This is a genomic window from Streptomyces atroolivaceus (assembly GCF_000717025.1).
In the GTDB taxonomy this organism is placed as follows: domain Bacteria; phylum Actinomycetota; class Actinomycetes; order Streptomycetales; family Streptomycetaceae; genus Streptomyces; species Streptomyces atroolivaceus.
Genome location: NZ_JNXG01000013.1, coordinates 237,750 through 260,362, shown reverse-complemented (window position 1 = coordinate 260,362; position 22,613 = coordinate 237,750). Strand labels below are relative to the sequence as shown.

The following is a 22,613-nucleotide window of genomic DNA, read 5'->3' as shown; positions in this document are numbered from 1 at the left end:
CTCACAGGTCCCGCCGTGGTCACAGACTCAGCTCCGGGTGCAGCCGGTCGAGGGTCCACACCTGCTTGCGGCGGGCGGAGAGGGCGGTGAGCGCCAGTGCGCCCGCGGTGAAGGCCAGGAGCACGGCGGAGCCCTGCCAGACCGGACCGAGGCCGCCGCCCGTGATCAGCCGCCGCAGCCCGTCCACGACGTACGTCATGGGCAGGAACGGGTGGATCGCTCCGAAGAAGCCCGGGCTGGTCTGGACGGGATAGGTACCACCGGCCGAGGTCAGCTGGAGCATCAGCACCGCCAGGACGAGGATCCGGCCCGCCGCGCCGAAGCGTGCGTTGAGCCACTGCACGATCGCCGCGAAGCAGCAGGTCACGAGTGCCAGGAAGCCGATGGTGCCGGCGGCGTGCGTCATCTGCAGACCGAGGCGCCAGTGCAGCACCGACATCAGGGCGGCGACCTGCAGCAGGCCGATCGCCGCGACGGGCAGCCAGCCCGCGAAGGCGATACGCCAGGCCGGGGCTCCGGCCGCGAGCGCCCGCCGGTTGAGCGGCTGGATCAGCATGTACGCCACCATCGCGCCCACCCACAGCGACAGCGGGATGAAGTACGGGGCGAAGCCGGTGCCGTAGTTGGGCGCCGCGTGCAGGGAGGAGGAGGCCAGCTGCACGGGGTCGGCCATGACACCGGTACGGGCGTCGCGGTCCTTCTTGTCGTAGTCGGGGATCTTGCCGACGCCGTCGTTCAGCCCCTGGGCGAGCGTGGCCGAGCCGTCGCCCAGCCGGTACAGCCCGCTCTTCAGAGTCTTCGCGCCGGACTTGAGCTTCTTGACGCCGGTGTCCAGATCGCCGGCCCCCGTCCTGGCGGTGCCGAGGCCGGTGTGGAGTGTGTCGGCGCCCTTGGCGACCTTGTGCGCGCCGGTGTTGAGGGCGTTGATCCTCGACACGGCGGACTCCAGGTCCGTGTCCAGGTTCGGCGAGCGCTTCGCCAGGGCGTCGGCCTGCTTCTCCAGGGTGGTCAGCTGGGTGCGCAGCTTCGTCAGGTCACCCTTCTGGTTCGTGACCAGCGCGCTCACGTCGTCGGACACCTTGGCGACATCCTGCGCCGCGGACCTGGCACGCTTCAGCTGCGGGCAGACCCCCGGGTCCGGCACCGGCTGCTCCTCGCAGCGCACGCGGTAGACCTCGGCCAGGTCGTCCGATGCCGCATGAGCGGCGGTCGAGGCTGTGGGCGCCGCTTCTGCCAGCAGGTCCAGGTTGTCCCGCACGGCCTTCGAGGAGTCGGCGACCAGCCGGGAGGTGTCCCCGATGGCCTTGCCGTTGTCCTTCAGGAAGGGGCGTACGTCCGCCGCGACCGCGTTGACCTTGTCGGCGAGCAGCTGGGTGCCGCCGGCGACCTGCCGGGACCCCGTCTCGAGGTCGCCGGCTCCCTTGTCCAGCTTGGTGATGCCCGTGGAGAGCGTCCCGCTGCCCGACTTGGCGTCCTTGAGCCCGTCCGCCAGGTCTTTCGAGCCCTTCTTCGCCTTCGTGAGGCCGCTCTCCAGGTCGTCGGCGCCCTTGGCCGCTTTCGCGGTCGCGTCGTGCAGGCCCGAGAAGTCGATGAAGATCCGGTCCAGGAAGCCGCGCGACGCCTTCGCGGACGCGGCACTCCGGACCTCGGCGAAGACGGTCCTGGAGATCTGCCCCACGATGTAGTTGTTGGCGTCGTTGGTACGCACCCGCAGGGCGCCGGTGGCGGGGGAGTCCCCGGCGCTCGAAGCGATCCGCTCGCTGAAGTCTCTCGGCATGGTCAGCGAGAGGTAGTACGTCCCGTCCTCGACACCCCGTTCGGCCTCGGCGGAGCCGACCTCGTGCCAGTCGAAGACCTTGGAATCGAGCAGCCGGTCCGCTATCTCGTCACCGGCCGCGAGGTGTTCGCCCCCGGTGGCCGCGCCCTTGTCGTCATTGACGAGCGCCACGGGGATGCGGTCGAGGCGCCCGTACGGGTCCCAGAACGACCAGAGGTACAGCGCCCCGTACAGCAGGGGCAGCAGGAGGAGCGCCACGAGCGCGGCACGCGGCATCCGGCCCCTGCCGAAGCGCCGCAGCTCAAGCGCGGCCAGTTTCGGCGATCGCATCGGCCGTCCCCTTTCCGGTCGTCGTGTCGTCGGCGGGCGCATCCGTCCCGGCCGCCGGGCGGGTTCGTACGGTGAGCGCGTCCTCCGGAGCCTCACTGCACACGGCCAGCACGGTGGTCCCGTCGGCCGCGAGGGAACGCAGCAGCTCCCAGGCCAGGGCACGGTCCGCGGTGGAGAGTTTGAGGTCGGTGTCGTCCAGGGCGAGGAGCCGCGGGCGGCCCATCAGGGCGAGTGCGACGGACAGACGCAGTGCCTCCAGACGCTCCAGGTCCCGCACGGAGGTCCGTTCGGCTTTGGGCAGGGTCGCGGGGTCGAGCCCCGCGGACTCCAGCGCGGTGTCGATCGTCGCCCGCGCCGTCGCCGCGCGTTCGGCGCGGGGGCGCAACAGGGAGCGCAGCGACCCGTCGAAGCGTCGCCGCAGCAGGGCCCGTTCCCGCAGGTGCTCGGCGACGGTGAAGGAGGGGTCCAGCTCGCTGACCCCGGGGACCGGGCCCAGCGCGCTGAACCCTCGTACGGCGGCGAGCCGGCCGGGCAGGCGCTCACCGCCGACCTCGGCGCGGCCCTGCGTGGAACGCATCCGTCCGGTGAGCGCGAGCAGCAGACACGTACGGCCCGATCCGGACGGGCCCTCCACCGCGACCAGCGATCCGGGGCCGGCGGTGAACTCCACCCCGCGAAAGGCCCAGCCGCGTGGACCCTTCAGTCCGAAGTCCTCGGCGCTCAGGGCCGCCCCGTGCGGGCTCTCCACGATCCCACCTCAATCTTTTGAACTGACCAGTCAGTGCAAAAAAGCTAGCCCGAACTCGCGCTCGAAGCAAAGCGCCTGGTCAGGGGCGAGTTCTGAGGGATTGTCAGTGGGGGGCTTCACCATGGATGCATACGGCCACGGAGCCGTCACACGACGACAGGAGGTTCGTCATGGCCAGCTCGTCCGCAGCCGCCGCCCCGCGGCGCCGCGCAGGCAGCCCTGCCCCCTCACTGACCGGTCCGGCAACCGACGTCCACCCCGTACTGCGCCGCACCACGGCGCCGCCCGCCGCTCTCGATCTGCTCGCCCAGGCCCACGCGGGCCTGGACGAGGCCGCCGTCCTCGACGTCCCCAACGAGCGGTACGCCACCGCACACCTCGCCGCGCTGCGGACTGCGGCCGCCGTGCTCGCCGCTCGCGGCAGGCCCGAAACCAGCAGGCGCCGCAGGGAGCGGATCCGCAGCGCCTGGGAGGTCCTTCCGGACATCGCGCCGGAACTCGCCGAATGGAGCGCGCTGTTCGCCTCAGGTGCCGGACGCAGGGCACGGGCGGAGGCGGGCATACCCGGCGCGGCCACCAGCCGCGCCGCCGACGACCTGCTGCGCGACGCGGCCATGTTCCTGCGCCTGGTCGAGCGGATGCTGGTCCTCCAGCCCGTCCTCCCACAGCCCCGGCGGGACGGCCCCGGGCGGCAGACCGACGCGGAGTGACCTCGGGGGCGGTGCGAGGCAATAGGGTGGAGAGCACCCGTACCACCTGCACTGTTCACGCTCCGCCGTCCGTGGCGGCACCGTGCCGAGGAGTCAACTGCCGTGTCGGACCAGCTGCGCCCCCGCGCCTCCCTCCGTACCGCCGTGGTCTGGGAGGTCCTCAAGGACGCTCTCGAGCGCAGGGTCAAGGCGACCGGCAGGGAAGCCCTGGACGTTCTGGACACCGGCGGCGGCACCGGCAACTTCGCCGTGCCCGTCGCCCGGCTCGGCCACCGGGTGACCGTCGTCGACCCCAGCCCGAACGCCCTGTTCGCGCTGGAGCGCCGTGCCGAGGAGGCCGGCGTCGCCGACCGGGTCCGAGGTGTCCAGGGAGACATCCTCGGCCTGTTCGAGGTGGTGGACCGTGTCGGTTACGACGCGGTCCTGTGCCACGGCGTCCTGGAGTACGTGGACGACCCCGCCGAGGGCGTACGGAACGCGGTCGAGGCGCTCCGCCCGGCCGGAGCGCTCAGTCTGCTCGGTGCGGGCCTCGGTGGTGCCGTCCTGGCCAGGGCGCTCGCAGGGCACTTCGCCGAGGCCCGGCAGGCACTGGCGGACCCCACCGGACGCTGGGGGGACGGCGACCCCGTGCCCCGCAGGTTCACTGCCGATCAGCTGACCGGTCTGGTCGACGACGCCGGCATCGAGGTCGGCGCGGTCCATGGGGTCAGGGTCTTCGCCGACCTCGTGCCGGGCGTCCTCGTGGACACCGAACCGGGCGCGACGGAGGAGCTCCTCAGGCTCGAAGCGGCCGTCGCGGAACTGCCCGCCTTCCACGCGGTGGCGACCCAGCTGCACGTTCTGGGAGAGAAGCGCGCCTGAGCCGCGACGGCGACACTGCCGGAGTACGGCCGCGAAAGCTGCAGCAGCACGGCTGATCAGCAACGCAGCTGCAGACGGAGTACGGCCTAGAACACCCGATCGCGCCGCGAGCCCCGTATGATCGGGTGACACCATCCGGCATGACGGATCGGAGGTCGGGGAATCTACGCCTCAGCAGCCGAGCCGAAATGGCGGTCCGGACTGGCTATGGCTAGAGGGCGGGTTTCACGGGGGCGAATCCCTGCCTATCCTGGAAGGGCCGCATACCGGTCGCCCCCGCGGCCGACGACGAGGAGGACTCCGTGCCGCTCTCGGAGCACGAGCAGCGAATGCTCGAGCAGATGGAGCGAGCGCTGTACGCCGAAGATCCCAAGTTCGCTACAGCGCTTGAGGGAAGCGGGCTGCGCAGGTACACCCGGCGACGGGTCTACCAGGCGGTGGCCGGTTTTCTGGTGGGTATCGCGCTCCTCATGGCCGGAATGGTTTTCCAGCAGACCTGGGTCAGCGTGGCGGGATTCCTCGTCATGCTGGGCTGTGCCGTGCTGGCGGTCACCGGATGGCGCAAAGCGCCGAAGCCCGGTGAGCAGCAGCCGGCGGGGAGTGCGAGCGGGGGCGGAGGCGAACGCCGACACCCCAGGCAGCGCCGGTCGATGATGAACCGGATCGAACAGCGGTGGCAACGCCGCCGCGACGAACAGGGCCAGTGAGCTTTCCGCTTCCCGGCCGGCGGTGGGTAGCCCCAGCGCCGGGCCCCGGACGCGGAAGGCGCAGGCCGAGAGCTTGACGCCAGGCCTCACACGTGAGGGGCGGTCGCATCGCAGCGACCGCCCCTCACGCGTTTTCCGTACGTCCTGCGCCCGTCCGGGGCTGCCCCGCGCCCGTCCGGGGCTGCCCCGCACCCGTCCGGGGCTGCCCCGCACCCGTCCGGGGCTGCCCCGTACCCGTCCGGGGCTGCCCCGCACCCGTCCTGCACCCGGTCCGGTACCGGGCACGCATGATCACGCCGTCTCTGCAGTCTGACCCGCCGGTGGTGGATCCGGCCGGTGGTGAATCCCGTCGGTCGTGGATCCCGCCTGTCGTGAGCCTGGCGGTCGTGGACCCGCTGCCTGCCTCCGGAGCCGCCGAGGAGCCCGTAAGCCCGCCCCCGAGGCTCGCCCGCAGTCCTGAGCCCCGGCCGAGGCCTGTGAGGGGCCTGAATCTGTGGGCCGACCCCAGGAATCCGGGAGACCTGCCCTGAACCTGCGGCGGCCTGGGCCCGTGGACCGGGCTGCGGGCTGCGGGCTGCGGGCTGCGGGGTGCCTGGGCCCGTGGACCTGCCGCCCCCCCCCCGCGATCCGGCCCCGCACCGAGCATCGGCCGGAACCTGAGTGCGGGGGTTGAGCCAGGCGGCCGGCCTGCCGGCCGGCCCCCTGGCTCAACCCTGCTGCCGTGACGGGCGGCGCAGCCGCGCCGTCCGACGGGCGCGGCCGGCCAGGTCCGACCACCTGCGGCCGAGCTCCGCCCTGCGTTCCGAGACGGCCCAGATCACCCGGACGGCCGAACGGGGTGCGAGTGTCGCCCGCAGCCTGCTCCAGGGGCCCGCCGAGGCCCACAGCCCCGCCCGGACCTCTCGCACGTCCTCGGCCGACGAGGACACCAATCCCGGATCGGGCGCGTACAGAACCTGCTCCACCGCCCCCGCCACCCGGTGGACAGCGGCGGCCGCCGGCCCGTCGAGACCCCCCAGCCGTACGACACGCGCTGCGGCCTTGCGAGGGGTCTGCGAATCGTCCGGCGGGATTCCGTGATCCCACGCCGTATCGGTGATCTCCCGCCACGCCGCCATCACACGGGCCGCGGCATCAGCGGCCGTACGCCCTCCCGAGGAGGCGAGCCGCAGGCCCCGCGCCCGCATCCGCCAGAGCATCGGTGCCAGCGGGAGTGTCAGTACCAGCAGGGAACCGAGCACCCACAGCACCACCGTGCCCGCCGGCGTCCCCGAATCGGTCGAATCCAGCGCACCGGGAGCCGTGGACGCGCCGCACTCACCCTGCTGACGCATCTGCGCGGGGCAGGACTCCGTGGCGGAGGGGACGGCCGTGGGCACCGCGGACGCGCCGTCCGTCGGCTGTGCGGGATCACTGGGGTCCTGCGAGGGCGTGTCCGGCAGGGTGTACGCGGGGGTACTGCCCCGGGACGGCGTCGGCTCGAAGCGGGTCCAGCCCACGCCCTCGAAATACAGCTCGGGCCATGCGTGCGCATCCCGCAGCCCGACCGAGACCGATCCGTCCGCCTGGACCGTGCCGGGCGTGAAGCCCACGGCGACCCGGGCCGGAATGCCCAACGTCCTGGCCATCGCGGCCATCGAGAAGGAGAAGTGGACGCAGAATCCCTCCTTGTCCCTCAGGAAGCGCTCGATCGCCGCCGTGCCGGTACCCGACGTCACCGTCGTGTCGTACCGGAACTCACCCTCCGAGGCGAACCAGTCCTGCAGCTTCACCGCGCGTTCGTAGTCGGTGGCGGCATCGCGGGTCACCCGCTCGGCTGTCTCCTCGACCACATCGGGCAGCGACGGCGGAACCCGTGTGTACTCACGGGCCAGGTCCGAAGGCGGTTCCATCGACGCGGCGAGCTGCGCGGCCGTCGGCTCCACGACCAGACTGCTGACCTCGTACCGGGCACCGCGCGTCGTCTGCCCGTCGTCGCCGACGAGGGTGCGCCCCGCGGGCTCGTACCGCCAGCGGCCCTGGACGTCCACCTCGCTCGCCGGGTAGGGGAGCGGCAGATACGTCTGCTGGTAGGAGCGCGAGGCCGAGATGTTCGTCCGGATCTCGGTGACGGCCACGTCCCCGCCCAGTCCGGCCGGCTGCGGCAACCTGTCCGGGACGTCCTTCAGACGCCGGGTCGACGGACGCCACTCGCCGCCGCTGAACTGATCCAGAGCCATGATGCGCAGATAGAAGTCCTGCGGGCTCCCGGAGTTCGTGCGGTACGTCATCACCTCCCGGTTCTCCGGCTGATTCAGATTGTTCTGAAGCGAAACCAGCGGGTTCACCGCGGAGATCGTGCCGCCGCCGCGTCCTCCGCCCGATCCGCCGCCCGTGCCGTCGAGCAGCCCACCGTCGAGAGCGGGCAGGGCAGCGGGTACCACCAGGGCTATACCCAGCGCCACCACGCCGATGCGCCTGCCCGTACGGACCGGGGCCAGGGCACGCCCCGACCCCTCCATTCCGGCTGCCAGGCCGCCCGACGTCCGGGACACTCCGCCGAAGACCCGGCCCCACTGGGAGAGCCGGTCCCGGCCCTCGGCCAGCAGGAGAAGCAGATAACCGCACGCCGCGAGCAGGAACCAGAGCCAGCCCGCCCCGCCGTCGGAGAGCCCGGCGGCGACCGAGTAGAGCGCGAGCAGTGGCAGGCCGGCCGGCGCCGCAGCGCGGAAGGTCACCGCGAGGACGTCCACGGCGAGCCCGATCAGCAGCACTCCGCCGATCAGCATCAGCTGGATGCCGTCCGTCGCCGGTGCGGGAATGGCGTACCTGCTGACGTCGTCGGCGCCCGTGGTCAGCAGCTCGGCGAGCCGCTGGACCGCCTGAGGGCCGGGCAGCACACCGAACAGGGCGTGTTCCCTGGCGAACGCCACGGTCAGCGTCAGCAGGGTGACGAGCACCTGGAGGGAGACCGTCAGGATCCGTGCCAGGCGCATCCGGCGGGCGAGCACACCCACACCGCTCTGGACGGCCAGCAGGAAAGCGGCCTGCAGGACCCACTTCGACGTCTCGACCAGGGGCAGCAGGGCACCCGCAGCCATCATCGTGGCCGAGAACGCGCAGAGCGCCAGTCGGGTACGTCCGCTCATGACCATCCCCCGGAGAGCCCCGTCGTCGTCCCGGCCACGGAGGACTGCGCTCCTGAGCCCTCCCGGGCCGCCTGCTGCCACAGCCGGGCGAGCTCCGCCCCCGGTGGCACCGCCATCGCCGTCCATCCTGCTTCGCGCAGCAGCCGCAGGCGCTCGGAGACCGGCGCGGGAGGCGAGGCGTCTCCGCCCCGCGCCCAGTCGTCGCCCTCCAGCACGAAAGCGACAGCCCCGCGGCTGCGCTGCCGCATTCTGGCCGCGACCGCCGTCTGTTCCTCGTCGAGATCGCCGAAGAACGCCACCAACAGCCCTTCGTTGCTCCCGCGCAGCACGTCGTACGCACGGGAGAGACCGCCGCCGTCGGAGTGGTCGACGACCGCGAGGGTGTCCATCATCAGACCCGCCGAGTCCGCCGACTCCTGGGTGGAACCGGCGAAGCCGTCGGCGCTCTCACCCGGCACGGCACTTCCTTCGTCCGTGAGCAGCCGCACCGCGAAGCCGCGCTCCAGCATGTGCACCAGTGCGGACGCCGCCCCGGAAACCGCCCACTCGAACGCCGATCCGGGGCCGGCGCCCTGGTAGGCGATCCGCCGGGTGTCCAGCAGCACCGTGCACCTGGCCCGCTGCGGCTGCTCCTCCCGCCGCACCATCAGTTCGCCGTAGCGTGCGGTGGAGCGCCAGTGGACCCGTCGCAGGTCGTCACCGTGGCGGTAGCCGCGCGGAATGATGTCGTCCTCGCCGGCCAGGGCCAGCGAACGCTGGCGGCCGTCGCCGTATCCGGAAGCCTCCCCGGCCAGCCGCAACACCGGAAGCGGCTCGGTGCGCGGGATGACGACGAGGGTGTCGTAGGCGCTGAAGGAACGCGTCAGCTCACACATCCCGAACGGATCGCTCAGCTGAAGCTGCAGCGGCCCCAGCGGATAGCGCCCGCGCAGGTCGGAGCGGACCCGGTAGGACACCTCCCGCACGCCGCCCGGTTCCACCCGGTCCAGCACGAACCGGGGGCGGGGCCCCAGAACGTAGGGCACGCGGTCCTGGAGCATGAGCAGGCCCGTGGGCAGCCGGGACACGTTGTCCATGCGCAGATGGACCCGTGCCTCCGAGCCCGTCGGCACCCGGGACGGCGACAGCCGGCGGCTTCCGGCCACCCTGTAGCGGGTGCGGTACAGCACGGTGACGCAGACCAGAGGAAGCACCGCGAGCAGCAGGCCGACCCGGAGCAGGTCGCCCTGGCCCAGCACATAGGCGCAGACCGCCGCCGCCACACCGGCGGCCAGGAACGAACGCCCCCGCGTGGTCAGTCCGCTCAGAGCCGCTCGCAGGCCGCCCTTGTCGTCACTGTCGTCCACAGGGCCGGGTGCCCCGGCCGCCATCACAGCCGCCGTGCGCCGGGCTGCCGGTCGTACACCGGGCTGCCGGGACGGTGCTGGGGGTGCGCCGGGGCGCCCCCGCCGCCCGACGTCGGCACGGGTGTGCGCTGCATGATGTCCAGCACGACCTGTTCGGCCGTACGGCGGTTGAGCTGTGCCTGTGCCGTGGGCAGCAGCCGGTGGGCGAGCACGGCGACCGCGAGGGCCTGTACGTCGTCCGGCAGGGCGTAGTCCCGCCCCGCCAGTGCGGCCGACGCCTTGGCGGCCCGCAGCAGGTGCAGGGTCGCGCGGGGCGAGGCCCCGAGTCTGAGATCAGGGTGCTGGCGGGTGGCGGCCACCAGGTCCACGGCGTACCGACGGACGGACTCGGCCACGTGGACCATGCGCACCGCGTCGATGAGTTTCACGATGTCGTGGGCGTGCGCCACCGGCTGGAGGTCGTCCAGCGGTGAGGCTCCGCCGTGCACGTCGAGCATCTGGAGCTCGGCCTCGGCGCTCGGGTAGCCGATCGACACACGGGCCATGAAGCGGTCGCGCTGCGCCTCGGGGAGGGGGTAGGTGCCCTCCATCTCCACCGGGTTCTGGGTGGCCACGACCATGAACGGATCGGGAAGCTCGTAGGTCTGCCCGTCGATCGTGACCTGGCGTTCCTCCATCGACTCCAGCAGCGCCGACTGGGTCTTGGGGGACGCGCGGTTGATCTCGTCGCCGATCACGATCTGCGCGAAGATCGCGCCCGGCTTGAACTCGAAGTCCCTGCGCTGCTGGTCGAAGATCGAGACCCCGGTGATGTCCGAGGGCAGTAGGTCCGGTGTGAACTGGATGCGTCGCACCGAGCAGTCGATGGACCGCGCCAGCGCCTTGGCCAGCATCGTCTTGCCGACCCCGGGCACATCCTCGATGAGGAGGTGTCCCTCGGCGAGCAGCACGGTCAGCGAAAGCCGTACGACCTCAGGCTTGCCCTCGATCACACCCTCGACCGACTTGCGTACCCGCTCGGCGGTGGTGGTCAGATCTGTGAGGCTCGCTCGATCGTCATAGGTCGTCACCCGGCCCTCCTCGGCCCTTTGTGCACGGGCCGGCGCACAAAGCTGCCCGGCCGCCCCGAAATACGGACACTCTCCGGAGGACCCGGAGAGATGTCACACCCGCATTCTTGTTGCCGTTACCGCTTCGTGTCACTCGCCTGTGGACAAGTGGGCGCGATATGCCGGATGTGGCCCGTATGTCGAGGGGGTTCAGGAGGTGGGGAGAATCTCGCGCAGCTTGCCCGTGGTCACGTCGAAGACGAAGCCGCGGATGTCGTCCGTGTGCAGGAGGAACGGCGAGGTGCGCACCCGCTGCATCGACTGCCGTACGTCCTGGTCGGCGTCCGAATAGGCCTCCACCGCCCAGACGGGGCGCTGGCCGACCTCGAGTTCGAGCTCCTGGCGGAAGCCCTCGGTCAGCGACTCCAGGCCACAGTTCGTGTGGTGGATGAGTATGACGCTGCGCGTACCGAGCGCCCGCTGGCTGATGGTCAGCGACCGGATGACGTCGTCCGTGACGACGCCGCCCGCGTTACGGATGGTGTGGCAGTCGCCGAGCTCCAGGCCGAGCGCGGCGTGGAGGTCGAGACGGGCGTCCATGCAGGCGACCACGGCGACGTGCAGTACGGGCCGTGCGTCCATGCCGGGATCGGTGAAGGCCTCCGAGTAACGCGTGTTCAGCTCGACCAGGCGGTCGGTGACTGTCCCTCCGGAGCGGGCTGCGGAGGCGGTGGCGGAATCGGTCTCGGCGGAAGGGTGCGCAGAAGTCGACATAGCTATGACGTTAACCTTCCCGACCGCTCCTGGCGTGCTGTGGAAGGGGACAAAGAACGTCAACGTGGCTTGTTGTGACGTAACCCACAAGCCTCACGTCCAGGCGCCCGGCCGGGTGAGCTGTCCGGGCCGCCGCGGCGGACCGACGCGCTGCGCGGTTCGTTGATCGGGAATGGATCGGATGGCAGGGTGGACTAAAGTGACGCGAAGTTACCGACACGCCTGCACATTCTGCACATTTTTTATATGTTTCGAGCTCCCGTGATGTGCGGCGTACATGCGGCCCGGCCCTCTCCCGCCCGCCGGCCGACCGACGTCCCTTCCCCGGCGCCGGCCGACCTCCCCTTCCGGGCGGGTGGGGACCAGACCGTATGTGCGGCCACACGGGACAGAGCCTGAGAGGGCGCTTTGAGCCAGACCCGACACGTCCCGGTGATGCTCCAGCGATGCCTGGACCTGTTGGCCCCGGCTCTGGAGGCGACGGGACCGCAGCCCCCGGTCGTGGTCGACTGCACCCTCGGGCTCGGTGGGCACAGCGAGGCGCTCCTCGCGGCCTTCCCCGCTGTCCGGCTGGTCGCGCTGGACCGGGACAAGGAAGCCCTGAGGCTCTCCGGCGAGCGCCTCGCCCCGTACGGCGACCGGGCCACCCTGGTGCACGCCGTCTACGACGAACTTCCCGAGGTCCTCGACCGGCTGGGCATCCCCAAGGTCCAGGGCGTGCTGTTCGACCTCGGTGTCTCCTCCATGCAGCTGGACGAGGCCGACCGCGGCTTCGCGTACGCCCAGGACGCGCCGCTCGACATGCGCATGGACCAGACGACCGGTATCGGCGCGGCCGAGGTGCTCAACACCTACCCGCCGGGCGAACTCGTGCGGATCCTGAGGGCCTACGGCGAGGAGAAGCAGGCCAAGCGCATCGTCTCGGCCGTGGTGCGCGAACGCGAGAGGGAACCCTTCACCAACAGTGCCCGCCTCGTCGAGCTGATCCGCGACTCCCTGCCGCAGGCCGCCAAGCGGACCGGCGGCAATCCGGCCAAGCGCACCTTCCAGGCCCTGCGCATCGAGGTCAACGGTGAACTCACCGTCCTGGAGCGGGCCGTCCCGGCCGCGGTGCAGAGCCTCGCCGTCGGTGGCCGGATCGCCGTCCTCTCGTACCACTCGCTGGAGGACCGCCTGGTCAAGCAGGTCTTCGCGGCCGGTGCGGCCAACACGGCGCCACCCGGACTGCCCGTCGTCCCCGAGCGTTACCAGCCCCGGCTGAAGCTGCTGACCCGCGGTGCCGAACTGCCGACCGAGGAAGAGGTCGCCGAGAACCGGCGGGCCGCCCCCGCCAGGCTGCGCGGCGCCCAGCGGATCCGCGAGGAGGAGCGGTGAGCGGATCCCGCCGGTCAGGCCGGACGCGGAACAGGCCGGTGGCACCGCGGTGACCAGGACGGCTGAGCAGATGAAGGGGCGGGCCGGCCGGCTCACCCGGCTGATGCCGTCGGGGCCGAGCACCGCCGCCCGCACGCCCTTCGTCCTGCTGGTCGTCCTGCTGCTCGCGGGTGGCCTGATCTCGCTCCTGCTCCTGAACTCGGCGCTCAACGAAGGATCGTTCAAGCTGAGCAAGCTGAAGAGGCAGACCACCGAGCTCACCGACGAGCAGCAGGCCCTCCAGCAGGATGTCGACGGTTACTCCGAACCCGACGCGCTGGAACGCCGGGCCAGGCAGCTCGGCATGGTGCCCGGCGGCAGCCCCGCCTTCCTCGACCCGGACGGCACGGTTCGAGGAGTGCCCGAGCCGGCCACCGCGCAGCCCTACCCGAGTGAGGGCCCCGAGCCGGGGACGAGCGCGGCCGGGCCCGCCGGATCGGCCTCCGCTCCCGGGCCCGCGTCGCCGACGCCCTCCGCTTCCCCGGCGACGCCGTCCACGACGCCGACCACACCGCCCCCGACGAGCTCCGGCAGGTGACGCAGTGCCGACCAAGGAACCGCCGCGCCGCCGCGTGCCCGGCCCCGCACGCTCCCGTAACGCGGCCGGCGGGTCGAGGCGCCCACGTTCCACAGCGCGCCCCGAGGCCCGGCGACCGGCGGCCGGCAAGAGGCGCGGCGGCTCCCCGCAGCCCATCCGCCTGGGCAGCCCCCGCCCCCGGCTGCGTCTGATCAGCCTCTGCCTGACCCTCGTCATGCTGGCGTTCGTCGTCCGGCTCCTCCAGGTGCAGGCGGTCGACGCCGACACGTACGCCGCCAAGGCCCAGAAGAACCGCTACCTCGAGTACACGATCGCCGCCGAACGCGGCGAGATCACCGACCGCAGCGGCATCGCCCTGGCGACCAGCGTCGACGCGCACGACATCACCGCCGACCCGAAGCTCTTCACACCCGAGGACAGCAAGGTCCCTGACGCACCGCAGCAGGCGGCGGCGCTGCTCGCCCCGATCCTCGGCAAGGACGAGGCGGAGCTGGCGAAGAAGCTCTCCACCCCGGAGAGCCGCTACACGGTGCTGGCGCGGCGGCAGACCCCGCAGGTCTGGAAACAGATCAAGGACCTCAAATCCGTCTTCGCGGACAAGGCGGCCGAGGACAGGGTGAACGGCGGTCCCGGAGCCGACGTGCTGGCCGGGGTGCTCCAGGAGCCCACCACCAGGCGTGTGTACCCCAACGGCGACCTCGCCGCCGGAATACTGGGATTCGTCAACTCCGAGGGCAAGGGCGGCGGCGGGCTGGAAGCGCAGCTGAACAAGCGTCTTCAGGGCGAGGACGGCAAGATCCGCTACGCCCAGGCGGGCGGCCGTCCCGTACCGACCGCCGGCTCCACGGAGATCCCGGCCGTCGCCGGTACCGACGTCGAGCTGACCATCGACCGCGACATCCAGTGGGCCGCCCAGCGAGCCATCGCCGACCAGGTGGAGAAGTCCGAGGCGGACCGCGGCTACGTGGTCGTCCAGAACACGAGGACCGGTGAGGTGCTGGCCATGGCCAACGCTCCCGGTTACGACCCGAACGACCTCACGCAGAGCAACTCGGCCGCCCTCGGTAACGCCGCCCTCCAGGACGTGTACGAACCCGGCTCCACCAGCAAGGTCATGTCCATGGCCGCGGTGCTGGAGGAAGGCGTGGCCACGCCCGGCACGCACGTCACCGTCCCCAACCGGCTGCACCGGGGCGACCGGCTGTTCAGGGACGACATCGACCACCCCACCTGGTACCTCACGCTCAACGGCGTCCTCGCCAAATCGAGCAACATCGGCACCATCCTGGCGACCGGCCAGCTCGGGAAGACCCAGGCCGAGGCCAACAAGGTCCTCTACTCGTACCTGCGTAAATTCGGGATCGGCAGCACCACAGGGCTCGACTACCCGGGCGAGTCGCCCGGCATCATCGCGAAGCCCCAGGATTGGTCGACCTCGCAGCAGTACACGATCCCGTTCGGCCAGGGCCTCTCGCTCAACGCGATGCAGGCCGCGTCGGTCTACCAGACCATCGCCAACGGCGGGGTCCGGATCGAGCCGACCCTGGTCCGCGGGACCAAGGACGCGGGCGACCGCTACACGGCGTCCGAGGCCCCCGAACGCACCCGGGTCGTCAGTGAGAAGACGGCCAAGACCCTGGCGAAGATGCTGGAGTCGGTGGTGGACGACGAGGAGGGCACCGGGACCAAGGCCCACATCCAGGGCTACCGGGTCGCCGGCAAGACGGGCACGGCCAACCGCGTCGACCCCGTGCGTGGCGTCTACAAGGGTTACACCGCCTCCTTCGCGGGCTTCGCCCCGGCCGACGATCCGCAGATCACCGTCTACTGCGCCATCCAGAACCCCACCAAGGGCAGCTACTTCGGCGGTCAGATCTGCGGCCCGATCTACAAGAAGGTCATGGAGTTCGCCCTGAAGACCCTCCAGACGCCTCCCTCCGGCAGCGCTCCCGCCCGACTGCCCGTGTCCTTCAAGCCCGGCGAGTAACACGGGAGAACCCTCAGTGACGACCATCACGCCTGATCCCGGGAACCGGAACGAGAAGTACCGCAACCCCGGCCCCTCACTTCGCGAGAGGCCCGGTCCGCCCGGTACGCTCACCGCCGTGCCCCACGCTGATCAGTGTCAAACCACTCAGAAGGACGCGCCTGTGACCTACCCGGGAGCGCCCCGGCCGGACCGGCTGCTGCCGACGTCCCTCGGAGACCTGGCCGCCAGGCTCGGAGCCGGACCGCAGGATTCCGGTGAGGTCACCGGCATCACCCACGACTCCCGGGCCGTGCGCCCCGGAGACGTGTACGCGGCCCTGCCCGGTGCCCGCTTCCACGGTGCCGACTTCTCCGCCCAGGCCGCGGGTCTCGGCGCGGCCGCGATCCTCACCGACCCGGCGGGCGCCGAGCGCGCCACCGCCACCGGCCTCCCGGTCCTCGTCACCGACGACCCCCGTGGCCGGATGGGTGAGATCGCGGCCGAGATCTACGGCCGGCCGGGCGTAGGCCTCCTCCAGATCGGCATCACCGGCACGTCGGGCAAGACCACCACGGCGTACCTCGTCGAAGGCGGACTGCGCGGCGCCGGACGCAGCACCGGGCTGATCGGCACCGTCGAGATGCGGATCGGTGACGAGCGCATCAAGTCGGAGCGGACCACCCCTGAAGCCACGGACCTCCAGGCCCTCTTCGCCGTCATGCGTGAACGCGGTGTCGAGGCGGTCGCCATGGAGGTCTCCAGCCACGCCCTGGTGCTCGGCCGGGTCGACGGCTGTGTCTTCGACGTCGCCGTGTTCAACAACCTCAGCCCGGAGCACATGGAGTTCCACTCCGGGATGGAGGACTACTTCCAGGCCAAGGCGCAGCTGTTCACCCCGCGGCGCAGCAAGCTCGGGGTCGTCAACTTCGACGACGAGTACGGCCGCAGGCTGGTGGAGGAGGCGACCATTCCGGTCGTCACCTTCTCCGCGGAGGGCCACCCGGACGCCGACTGGCGGGCCGAGGACGTCGAGGTCGGCCCCCAGGACAGCAGCTTCACGGTGATCGGCCCCAAGGGCGAGCGCATCACCGCCAGGGCGCCCCTTCCCGGCCCGTTCAACGTCGCCAACACCCTCGCCGCCGTCGTGACCCTGGCTGTCGCGGGGGTCGACCCGCAGACCGCCGCCGACGGCATCGCGGCCGTCCCCGGCGTCCCCGGCCGGCTGGAACGGGTCGACGCCGGACAGCCGTACCTCGCGGTCGTCGACTACGCGCACAAGACCGACGCCGTCGAATCCGTCCTGCGCTCCCTGCAGAAGGTCACCGAGGGCCGGGTGCACATCGTGCTCGGCTGCGGCGGAGACCGCGACACGACGAAGCGCGGCCCGATGGGCGCCGCCGCGGCCCGGCTCGCCGACACCGCCGTACTGACCTCGGACAACCCCCGCTCCGAGGACCCCCTCGCGATCCTCGCCGCGATGCTCTCCGGCGCGGCCGAGGTGCCCGTCCACGAGCGTGGCGACGTGCTCGTCGACGCCGACCGGGCGGCGGCCATCGCCGCCGCGGTCGCCCGTGCCGAGCCCGGCGACACCGTACTGGTGGCCGGAAAGGGACACGAGCAGGGCCAGGACATCCACGGAGTCGTACGCCCCTTCGACGACCGGAAGGTCCTGCGCGAGGCCATCGAGGGCTCCCTCGGGCGCACCGGCGCCGCGCGCGCCCCCGAGGGGCGCGCACACACCCATGAGAACAACAGTCAGGGATGACCAAGTGATCGCCCTTTCCCTCGCCGAGATCGCCGGAATCGTCGGCGGGCAGCCGTACGACGTACCGGACGGTTCCGCCGTCGTCACCGGCCCCGTCGTCATCGACTCCCGGGAGGTGCGGCAGGGCTCGCTGTTCGCCGCGTTCGCGGGCGAGCGGGTCGACGGCCACGACTACGCGCAGCGCGCCGCCGAGGCGGGTGCGGTGGCCGTGCTGGCCGCCCGCCCCGTCGGTGTCCCGGCGATCGTCGTCGACGACGTCGTGGCCGCGCTCGGCGCGCTCGCCCGCGCCGTCGTCGAACGCCTCGGCACCACGGTCGTCGCGCTGACCGGATCGGCGGGCAAGACGTCCACGAAGGACCTGATCGCCCAGCTCCTGGAGCGCAAGGCGCCGACGGTCTGGACGCCCGGGTCCCTCAACAACGAGATCGGTCTGCCGCTGACCGCGCTGCGCGCGACGGCGGAAACCCGCCATCTCGTGCTGGAGATGGGCGCTCGGGGCATCGGTCACATCCACTACCTCGCGGACCTGACGCCTCCGCGGATCGGCCTGGTACTCAACGTGGGCAGCGCCCACATCGGGGAGTTCGGCAGCCGCGAGGCGATCGCCCAGGCCAAGGGCGAGCTCGTCGAGGTCCTTCCGGAGGACGGCGCCGCGATCCTCAACGCCGACGACCCTCTCGTGAGGGCGATGGCATCCCGCACAAAAGCCCGGGTGGTCCTCTTCGGAGAGGCCCCGGATGCGGACGTACGGGGAGAGAACGTGCGGCTCACGGACGACGGCCGCCCCGCTTTCGCGCTCCACACACCTACCGGGTGCAGCGACGTGACCTTGCGCCTGTACGGTGAGCACCACGTGTCGAACGCGCTCGCCGCGGCCGCCGTCGCCCATGAGTTGGGCATGTCCGTGACCGAGATCGCCGATGCGCTCTCCGGGGCGGGCACCCTCTCCCGCTGGCGCATGGAGGTCACCGAGCGTCCGGACGGTGTGACGGTCGTCAATGACGCCTACAACGCGAACCCCGAATCCATGAAGGCCGCACTCCGTGCGCTGGCCGCCATGGGCAAGGCCCGACGGGCAGACGGGGGGCGCACGTGGGCGGTGCTCGGTCAGATGGCCGAGCTCGGTGACGCGTCGCTCGCCGAGCACGACGCGGTCGGACGGCTCGCCGTCCGGCTCAACGTCAGCAAGCTCGTCGCTGTCGGAGGAAGAGAAGCCTCCTGGCTGCAACTGGGCGCATATAACGAGGGTTCGTGGGGTGAGGAGTCGGTGCACGTGTCCGACGCACAGGCGGCCGTCGACCTGTTGCGCAGTGAACTGCGCCCGGGAGACGTCGTGCTGGTGAAGGCGTCCCGGTCGGTCGGCCTGGAGAAGGTCGCCCTGGCACTGCTGGAGACGACCGAGGGCGAGGTCGCCGTCCGATGAGGCAGATCCTCTTCGCAGGGGCCATAGGGCTCTTCCTGACCCTGGTCGGCACTCCGCTGCTGATCAAACTTCTGGCCCGCAAGGGCTACGGGCAGTTCATCCGGGACGACGGCCCGCGTACCCACGGCAGTAAAAAGGGCACGCCCACCATGGGTGGTATCGCCTTCATCCTGGCGACGATCATCGCGTACGTCCTGGCCAAGGTGATCACCGGCGAGCCGATGCGGTTCTCCGGCGTCCTCGTCCTGTTCCTGATGGCCGGCATGGGCCTCGTCGGATTCCTCGACGACTACATCAAGATCGTGAAGCAGCGCTCGCTGGGTCTGCGGGCCAAGGCCAAGATGGCCGGCCAGCTGATCGTCGGCATCGCCTTCGCGGTGCTCTCCCTCCAGTTCGCGGACGCCCGCGGCAACACCCCGGCCTCCACCCGGCTCTCGTTCGTCGAGGACTTCGGCTGGTCGATCGGCCCGGTGCTGTTCTGTGTCTGGGCGCTGTTCATGATTCTGGCGATGTCGAACGGCGTGAACCTGACGGACGGTCTGGACGGCCTGGCCACCGGCGCGTCGGTGATGGTCTTCGGCGCGTACACCTTCATCGGGCTGTGGCAGTTCCAGGAGTCCTGCGCCAACGCGACCACCCTCACCAACCCCCAGGCGTGTTTCGAGGTACGCGACCCGCTCGATCTCGCGGTCGTGGCCTCCGCGCTGATGGGCGCCTGCTTCGGCTTCCTGTGGTGGAACACCTCGCCCGCGAAGATCTTCATGGGTGACACCGGTTCGCTCGCCCTCGGCGGCGCGCTCGCGGGCCTGGCCATCTGCTCCCGCACGGAGTTCCTGATGGCCATCCTCGGCGGCCTCTTCGTGATGATCACCATGTCCGTGGTCATCCAGGTCGGCTCCTTCAAGATGACCGGCAAGCGGGTCTTCCGGATGGCGCCGCTCCAGCACCACTTCGAACTCAAGGGGTGGTCCGAAGTCCTTGTCGTGGTCCGCTTCTGGATCATCCAGGGCATGTGCGTGATCGTCGGACTCGGCCTCTTCTACGCGGGATGGGCAGCCAAGAAGTGAGCAACGTGGACTGGCAGGGCAAGCACGTCACGGTCGCCGGGCTCGGGGTCAGCGGTGTCCCCGCCGCCCGCGCCCTGCACGAGCGGGGGGCCCTCGTCACCGTCGTCAACGACGGCGACGACGAGCGCTCCCGCGCCCAGGCGGCCGAGCTGGAGGCGCTCGGGATCACCGTGCGCCTGGGCGACGGCGCGACCCTGCCCGAGTCCACGGAGCTGATCGTCACGGCTCCCGGCTGGAAGCCGGACAAGCCCCTCTTCCTCGCAGCCGCCGAGGCGGACGTCCCCGTCTGGGGCGACGTCGAACTCGCATGGCGGCTGCGGGGACCCGGCGCCGCACCCTGGCTCGCGGTCACCGGTACCAACGGCAAGACCACGACCGTGCGCATGCTCGCCTCGATCCTCGAAGCGGCCGGCCTGCGCACGGCAGCCGTCGGGAACATCGGGGTGTCCCTGCTGGACGCGGTGCTCGACGACGAGGCGTACGACGTGCTCGCCGTCGAGCTCTCCAGCTACCAGCTCCACTGGGCGCCCTCGCTGCGGGCGCACTCCGGGGCCGTGCTCAACCTGGCCCCGGACCACCTCGACTGGCACGGTTCCATGGCCGGCTACGCCGCCGACAAGGGCCGGATCTACGAGGGCAACAGCGTCGCCTGCGTCTACAACGCGCAGGACGGAGCCACGGAGGACCTCGTGCGCGAGGCCGACGTCGAGGAGGGCTGCCGGGCCATCGGCTTCACCCTCGGTACGCCGGGCCCCTCGCAGCTCGGGGTGGTCGACGGCATCCTCGTCGACCGGGCCTTCGTGGCCAACCGTCAGAAGCAGGCCCAGGAGCTCGCCGAGGTCGGTGACATCAACCCGCCGGCCCCGCACAACATCGCCAACGCCCTGGCCGCGGCGGCGCTGGCCCGTGCCTTCGGCGTGCAGCCGGCCGCCGTACGCGACGGGCTGCGGGCCTTCCACCCCGACGCCCACCGCATCGAACACGTCGCCGACGTCGCCGGCGTCACCTACATCGACGACTCCAAGGCCACCAACACCCACGCCGCCGAAGCCTCCCTCGCGGCCTACGAACCGATCGTCTGGATCGCCGGAGGCCTCGCCAAGGGCGCCACCTTCGACGAACTGGTCACCGGTGCCGCGAAGCGCCTGCGAGGCGCCGTGCTGATGGGTGCCGACCGGGCGCTGATCCGCGAAGCCCTGGCGCGACACGCCCCCGAAGTGCCGGTGGTCGACCTCGACCGGACCGACACTGGGGCGATGTCCGCAGCGGTACGCGAAGCGGCGCTGCTGGCCCGGCCGGGTGACACCGTCCTGCTGGCCCCGGCCTGCGCCTCGATGGACATGTTCGTCAACTACAACAAGCGGGGCGAGGCGTTCGCGGACGCGGTCCGCGAACTCGCCGACGAGAGCGCCTGACGGGCCCGCTCCCGCGTCGTACCGTCCCGGAGGGCCGGGAGGGTCCGGGGGCCCGGTCACGAGCACGACCGCCGGGGGCCCGGCCCCCGGCGACAGCCCCGGGCACGAGCAGTGGAGGGGACAGCGACAATGCCGGCCGACGAGAGTTCAGCCGCGCGCGGAGCCGACCGCTCACGGGTGACGGAGGCGATCAGGCGGGCGCTCACCCCGTCCCCGCTCCCCGGACCGCTGTCCGCGGGCGCCGGGGCCCTCGCGGGTCTCGCCCTGCGGAGCCGGCCCGCCACCGGCCCCCGACGGCCCGCCGCACCGCGGAGTGGGGCCCGTAGCCCGGGTACGCCGCCCCGGCCGCCCCGGGGAGCCGGGATCCGGCGGACGTACGAGCGGGCACGACGGGCCTGGGACCGCCCTCTGACGGCGTACTACCTGATCCTCGGGTCGAGCCTGCTGATCACCGTGCTCGGCCTCGTGATGGTCTACTCCGCCTCGATGATCAAGGCGCTGGAGCTGGCACGGCCCGGCACGTACTTCTTCCGCAAGCAGTTCCTGGCCGCCGTGATCGGGGCCGGCCTGATGCTGCTGGCCTCCAGGGTGCCCATCAGACTCCACCGGGCCCTGGCCTACCCGCTGCTCGCGGGTACGGTCTTCCTCATGGTCCTGGTGCAGGTGCCGGGGATAGGGATGTCGGTCAACGGCAACCAGAACTGGATCTATCTCGGCGGCCCCTTCCAGCTGCAGCCCAGTGAGTTCGGCAAGCTGGCCCTCATCCTGTGGGGCGCGGATCTGCTGGCCCGGAAGCAGGACAAGCGGCTGCTCACCCAGTGGAAGCACATGCTGGTGCCGCTCGTACCGGTCGCCTTCATGCTGCTCGGACTGATCATGCTCGGCGGCGACATGGGCACCGCGATCATCCTCACTGCGATCCTTTTCGGCCTGCTCTGGCTGGCAGGCGCCCCCACCAGGCTCTTCGCGGGGGTGCTCGCCGTCGCCGGCCTGATCGGATTCGCCCTCATCAAGACCAGCCCCAACCGGATGTCGCGGCTCAGCTGCATCGGCGCGTCCGAGCCGGGCCCCGGCGACTCGTGCTGGCAGGCGGTGCACGGAATCTACGCTCTGGCGTCCGGCGGATGGTTCGGTTCCGGGCTCGGCGCGAGTGTGGAAAAATGGGGTCAACTGCCCGAACCACACACCGACTTCATCTTCGCGATCACCGGGGAGGAACTGGGCCTGGCGGGGACGCTGTCGGTGCTGGCCCTCTTCGCGGCTCTAGGCTATGCGGGTATCCGCGTGGCCGGACGCACGGAGGACCCCTTCGTGAGGTACGCAGCGGGAGGCGTGACCACCTGGATCACGGCGCAGGCCGTGATCAACATCGGTGCGGTGCTCGGCCTGTTGCCGATCGCCGGTGTCCCCCTTCCGCTGTTCTCCTACGGGGGCTCGGCTCTGCTGCCGACCATGTTCGCAGTCGGGCTCATGATCGCGTTCGCGCGGGAGGACCCTGCGGCGAAAGCGGCCCTGGCCATGCGGAGGCCCGGGGTCAGATGGAAGACGATGAGACGGCGCGTCATGAAGCGTCCGTCCGGAGAGCGGTGAATT

17 protein-coding genes are annotated in these 22,613 nt (G+C 71.2%); 11 read left to right on the top strand and 6 right to left on the bottom strand.

Going from position 1 to position 22,613, the window contains the following annotated elements; genetic code table 11:
* Nucleotides 1–19 precede the first annotated feature (19 nt).
* Both OO67_RS23950 and OO67_RS23945 read right to left on the bottom strand, forming a co-directional pair.
* The gene (locus OO67_RS23950) at nt 20–2,107 is read right to left on the bottom strand and encodes a YhgE/Pip family protein (RefSeq protein ID WP_033303318.1); all 2,088 of its coding nucleotides are present in this window, start codon (nt 2,105–2,107) and stop codon (nt 20–22) included.
* Nucleotides 2,079–2,855 carry an ATP-binding cassette domain-containing protein gene (locus OO67_RS23945; protein WP_033303317.1) on the bottom strand — a complete coding sequence of 259 codons (777 nt, stop codon included), beginning with the start codon at nt 2,853–2,855 and terminating at the stop codon, nt 2,079–2,081. The genes OO67_RS23950 and OO67_RS23945 overlap by 29 nt, the downstream gene beginning before the upstream one ends.
* Nucleotides 2,856–3,025: 170 nt before the next feature.
* Here OO67_RS23945 and OO67_RS23940 point away from each other — a divergent pair, with 170 nt between their 5' ends.
* The 3 genes from OO67_RS23940 (at nt 3,026) to OO67_RS23930 (ending at nt 5,133) form a co-directional block, all read left to right on the top strand.
* Nucleotides 3,026–3,565 carry an SAV_6107 family HEPN domain-containing protein gene (locus OO67_RS23940; protein WP_033303316.1) on the top strand — a complete coding sequence of 180 codons (540 nt, stop codon included), beginning with the start codon at nt 3,026–3,028 and terminating at the stop codon, nt 3,563–3,565.
* A gap of 102 nt (nt 3,566–3,667) precedes the next feature.
* Nucleotides 3,668–4,426 (top strand): class I SAM-dependent methyltransferase, encoded by a 759-nt coding sequence (locus tag OO67_RS23935; protein WP_033303314.1) that lies wholly within the window; start codon nt 3,668–3,670, stop codon nt 4,424–4,426.
* Nucleotides 4,427–4,728: 302 nt separating this feature from the next.
* Nucleotides 4,729–5,133, top strand: coding sequence for a DUF3040 domain-containing protein (locus tag OO67_RS23930; RefSeq protein ID WP_033303312.1), 405 nt, complete (start codon nt 4,729–4,731; stop codon nt 5,131–5,133).
* A 707-nt stretch (nt 5,134–5,840) separates the two neighbouring features.
* Here the strand turns inward: OO67_RS23930 and OO67_RS23925 are convergent.
* From OO67_RS23925 to OO67_RS23910, 4 genes are all read right to left on the bottom strand, one after another.
* Entirely contained in the window at nt 5,841–8,261 is a 2,421-nt protein-coding gene (locus OO67_RS23925) for a transglutaminase TgpA family protein (RefSeq protein WP_033303429.1), read from the bottom strand.
* Nucleotides 8,258–9,631, bottom strand: coding sequence for a DUF58 domain-containing protein (locus OO67_RS23920; RefSeq protein WP_033303311.1), 1,374 nt, complete (start codon nt 9,629–9,631; stop codon nt 8,258–8,260). The genes OO67_RS23925 and OO67_RS23920 overlap by 4 nt, the downstream gene beginning before the upstream one ends.
* Nucleotides 9,631–10,677 carry an AAA family ATPase gene (locus tag OO67_RS23915; RefSeq protein ID WP_033303310.1) on the bottom strand — a complete coding sequence of 349 codons (1,047 nt, stop codon included), beginning with the start codon at nt 10,675–10,677 and terminating at the stop codon, nt 9,631–9,633. Before OO67_RS23915 ends, OO67_RS23920 begins: the two co-directional genes overlap by 1 nt.
* 189 nt (nt 10,678–10,866) lie before the next feature.
* Nucleotides 10,867–11,430, bottom strand: coding sequence for a beta-class carbonic anhydrase (locus tag OO67_RS23910; RefSeq protein WP_033303309.1), 564 nt, complete (start codon nt 11,428–11,430; stop codon nt 10,867–10,869).
* A gap of 408 nt (nt 11,431–11,838) precedes the next feature.
* Here OO67_RS23910 and rsmH point away from each other — a divergent pair, with 408 nt between their 5' ends.
* The 8 genes from rsmH (at nt 11,839) to ftsW (ending at nt 22,610) form a co-directional block, all read left to right on the top strand.
* Nucleotides 11,839–12,804 (top strand): 16S rRNA (cytosine(1402)-N(4))-methyltransferase RsmH, encoded by a 966-nt coding sequence (gene rsmH / locus OO67_RS23905; RefSeq protein WP_033303308.1) that lies wholly within the window; start codon nt 11,839–11,841, stop codon nt 12,802–12,804.
* Between the two features lie 49 nt (nt 12,805–12,853).
* Nucleotides 12,854–13,381 carry a cell division protein FtsL gene (gene ftsL / locus OO67_RS23900; protein WP_033303307.1) on the top strand — a complete coding sequence of 176 codons (528 nt, stop codon included), beginning with the start codon at nt 12,854–12,856 and terminating at the stop codon, nt 13,379–13,381.
* 4 nt (nt 13,382–13,385) lie between these two features.
* Nucleotides 13,386–15,368, top strand: coding sequence for a peptidoglycan D,D-transpeptidase FtsI family protein (locus OO67_RS23895; RefSeq protein ID WP_033303306.1), 1,983 nt, complete (start codon nt 13,386–13,388; stop codon nt 15,366–15,368).
* A gap of 16 nt (nt 15,369–15,384) precedes the next feature.
* Complete coding sequence (locus OO67_RS23890) at nt 15,385–17,115, top strand: UDP-N-acetylmuramoyl-L-alanyl-D-glutamate--2,6-diaminopimelate ligase (RefSeq protein WP_078598200.1); 1,731 nt, start codon at nt 15,385–15,387, stop codon at nt 17,113–17,115.
* Between the two features lie 4 nt (nt 17,116–17,119).
* A complete protein-coding gene (locus OO67_RS23885; protein ID WP_033303304.1) occupies nt 17,120–18,538 on the top strand; it encodes a UDP-N-acetylmuramoyl-tripeptide--D-alanyl-D-alanine ligase in 1,419 nt (472 codons plus the stop codon).
* Nucleotides 18,535–19,605, top strand: a complete 1,071-nt coding sequence (gene mraY / locus OO67_RS23880; RefSeq protein ID WP_033303302.1) for a phospho-N-acetylmuramoyl-pentapeptide-transferase — start codon at nt 18,535–18,537, stop codon at nt 19,603–19,605. The genes OO67_RS23885 and mraY overlap by 4 nt, the downstream gene beginning before the upstream one ends.
* Entirely contained in the window at nt 19,587–21,020 is a 1,434-nt protein-coding gene (gene murD / locus OO67_RS23875) for a UDP-N-acetylmuramoyl-L-alanine--D-glutamate ligase (protein WP_208861069.1), read from the top strand. The genes mraY and murD overlap by 19 nt, the downstream gene beginning before the upstream one ends.
* Nucleotides 21,021–21,149: 129 nt before the next feature.
* Complete coding sequence (gene ftsW / locus OO67_RS23870) at nt 21,150–22,610, top strand: putative lipid II flippase FtsW (RefSeq protein WP_208861068.1); 1,461 nt, start codon at nt 21,150–21,152, stop codon at nt 22,608–22,610.
* Nucleotides 22,611–22,613: the final 3 nt, after the last annotated feature.

Coding starts and splice junctions, on each gene's coding strand:
- OO67_RS23950 (WP_033303318.1), bottom strand. CDS start 2,107: ATGCGATCGCCGAAACTGGCCGCGCTTGAGCTGCGGCGCTTCGGCAGG.
- OO67_RS23940 (WP_033303316.1), top strand. CDS start 3,026: ATGGCCAGCTCGTCCGCAGCCGCCGCCCCGCGGCGCCGCGCAGGCAGC.
- OO67_RS23925 (WP_033303429.1), bottom strand. CDS start 8,261: ATGAGCGGACGTACCCGACTGGCGCTCTGCGCGTTCTCGGCCACGATG.
- OO67_RS23920 (WP_033303311.1), bottom strand. CDS start 9,631: ATGGCGGCCGGGGCACCCGGCCCTGTGGACGACAGTGACGACAAGGGC.
- OO67_RS23910 (WP_033303309.1), bottom strand. CDS start 11,430: ATGTCGACTTCTGCGCACCCTTCCGCCGAGACCGATTCCGCCACCGCC.
- mraY (WP_033303302.1), top strand. CDS start 18,535: ATGAGGCAGATCCTCTTCGCAGGGGCCATAGGGCTCTTCCTGACCCTG.
- murD (WP_208861069.1), top strand. CDS start 19,587: ATGGGCAGCCAAGAAGTGAGCAACGTGGACTGGCAGGGCAAGCACGTC.
- ftsW (WP_208861068.1), top strand. CDS start 21,150: ATGCCGGCCGACGAGAGTTCAGCCGCGCGCGGAGCCGACCGCTCACGG.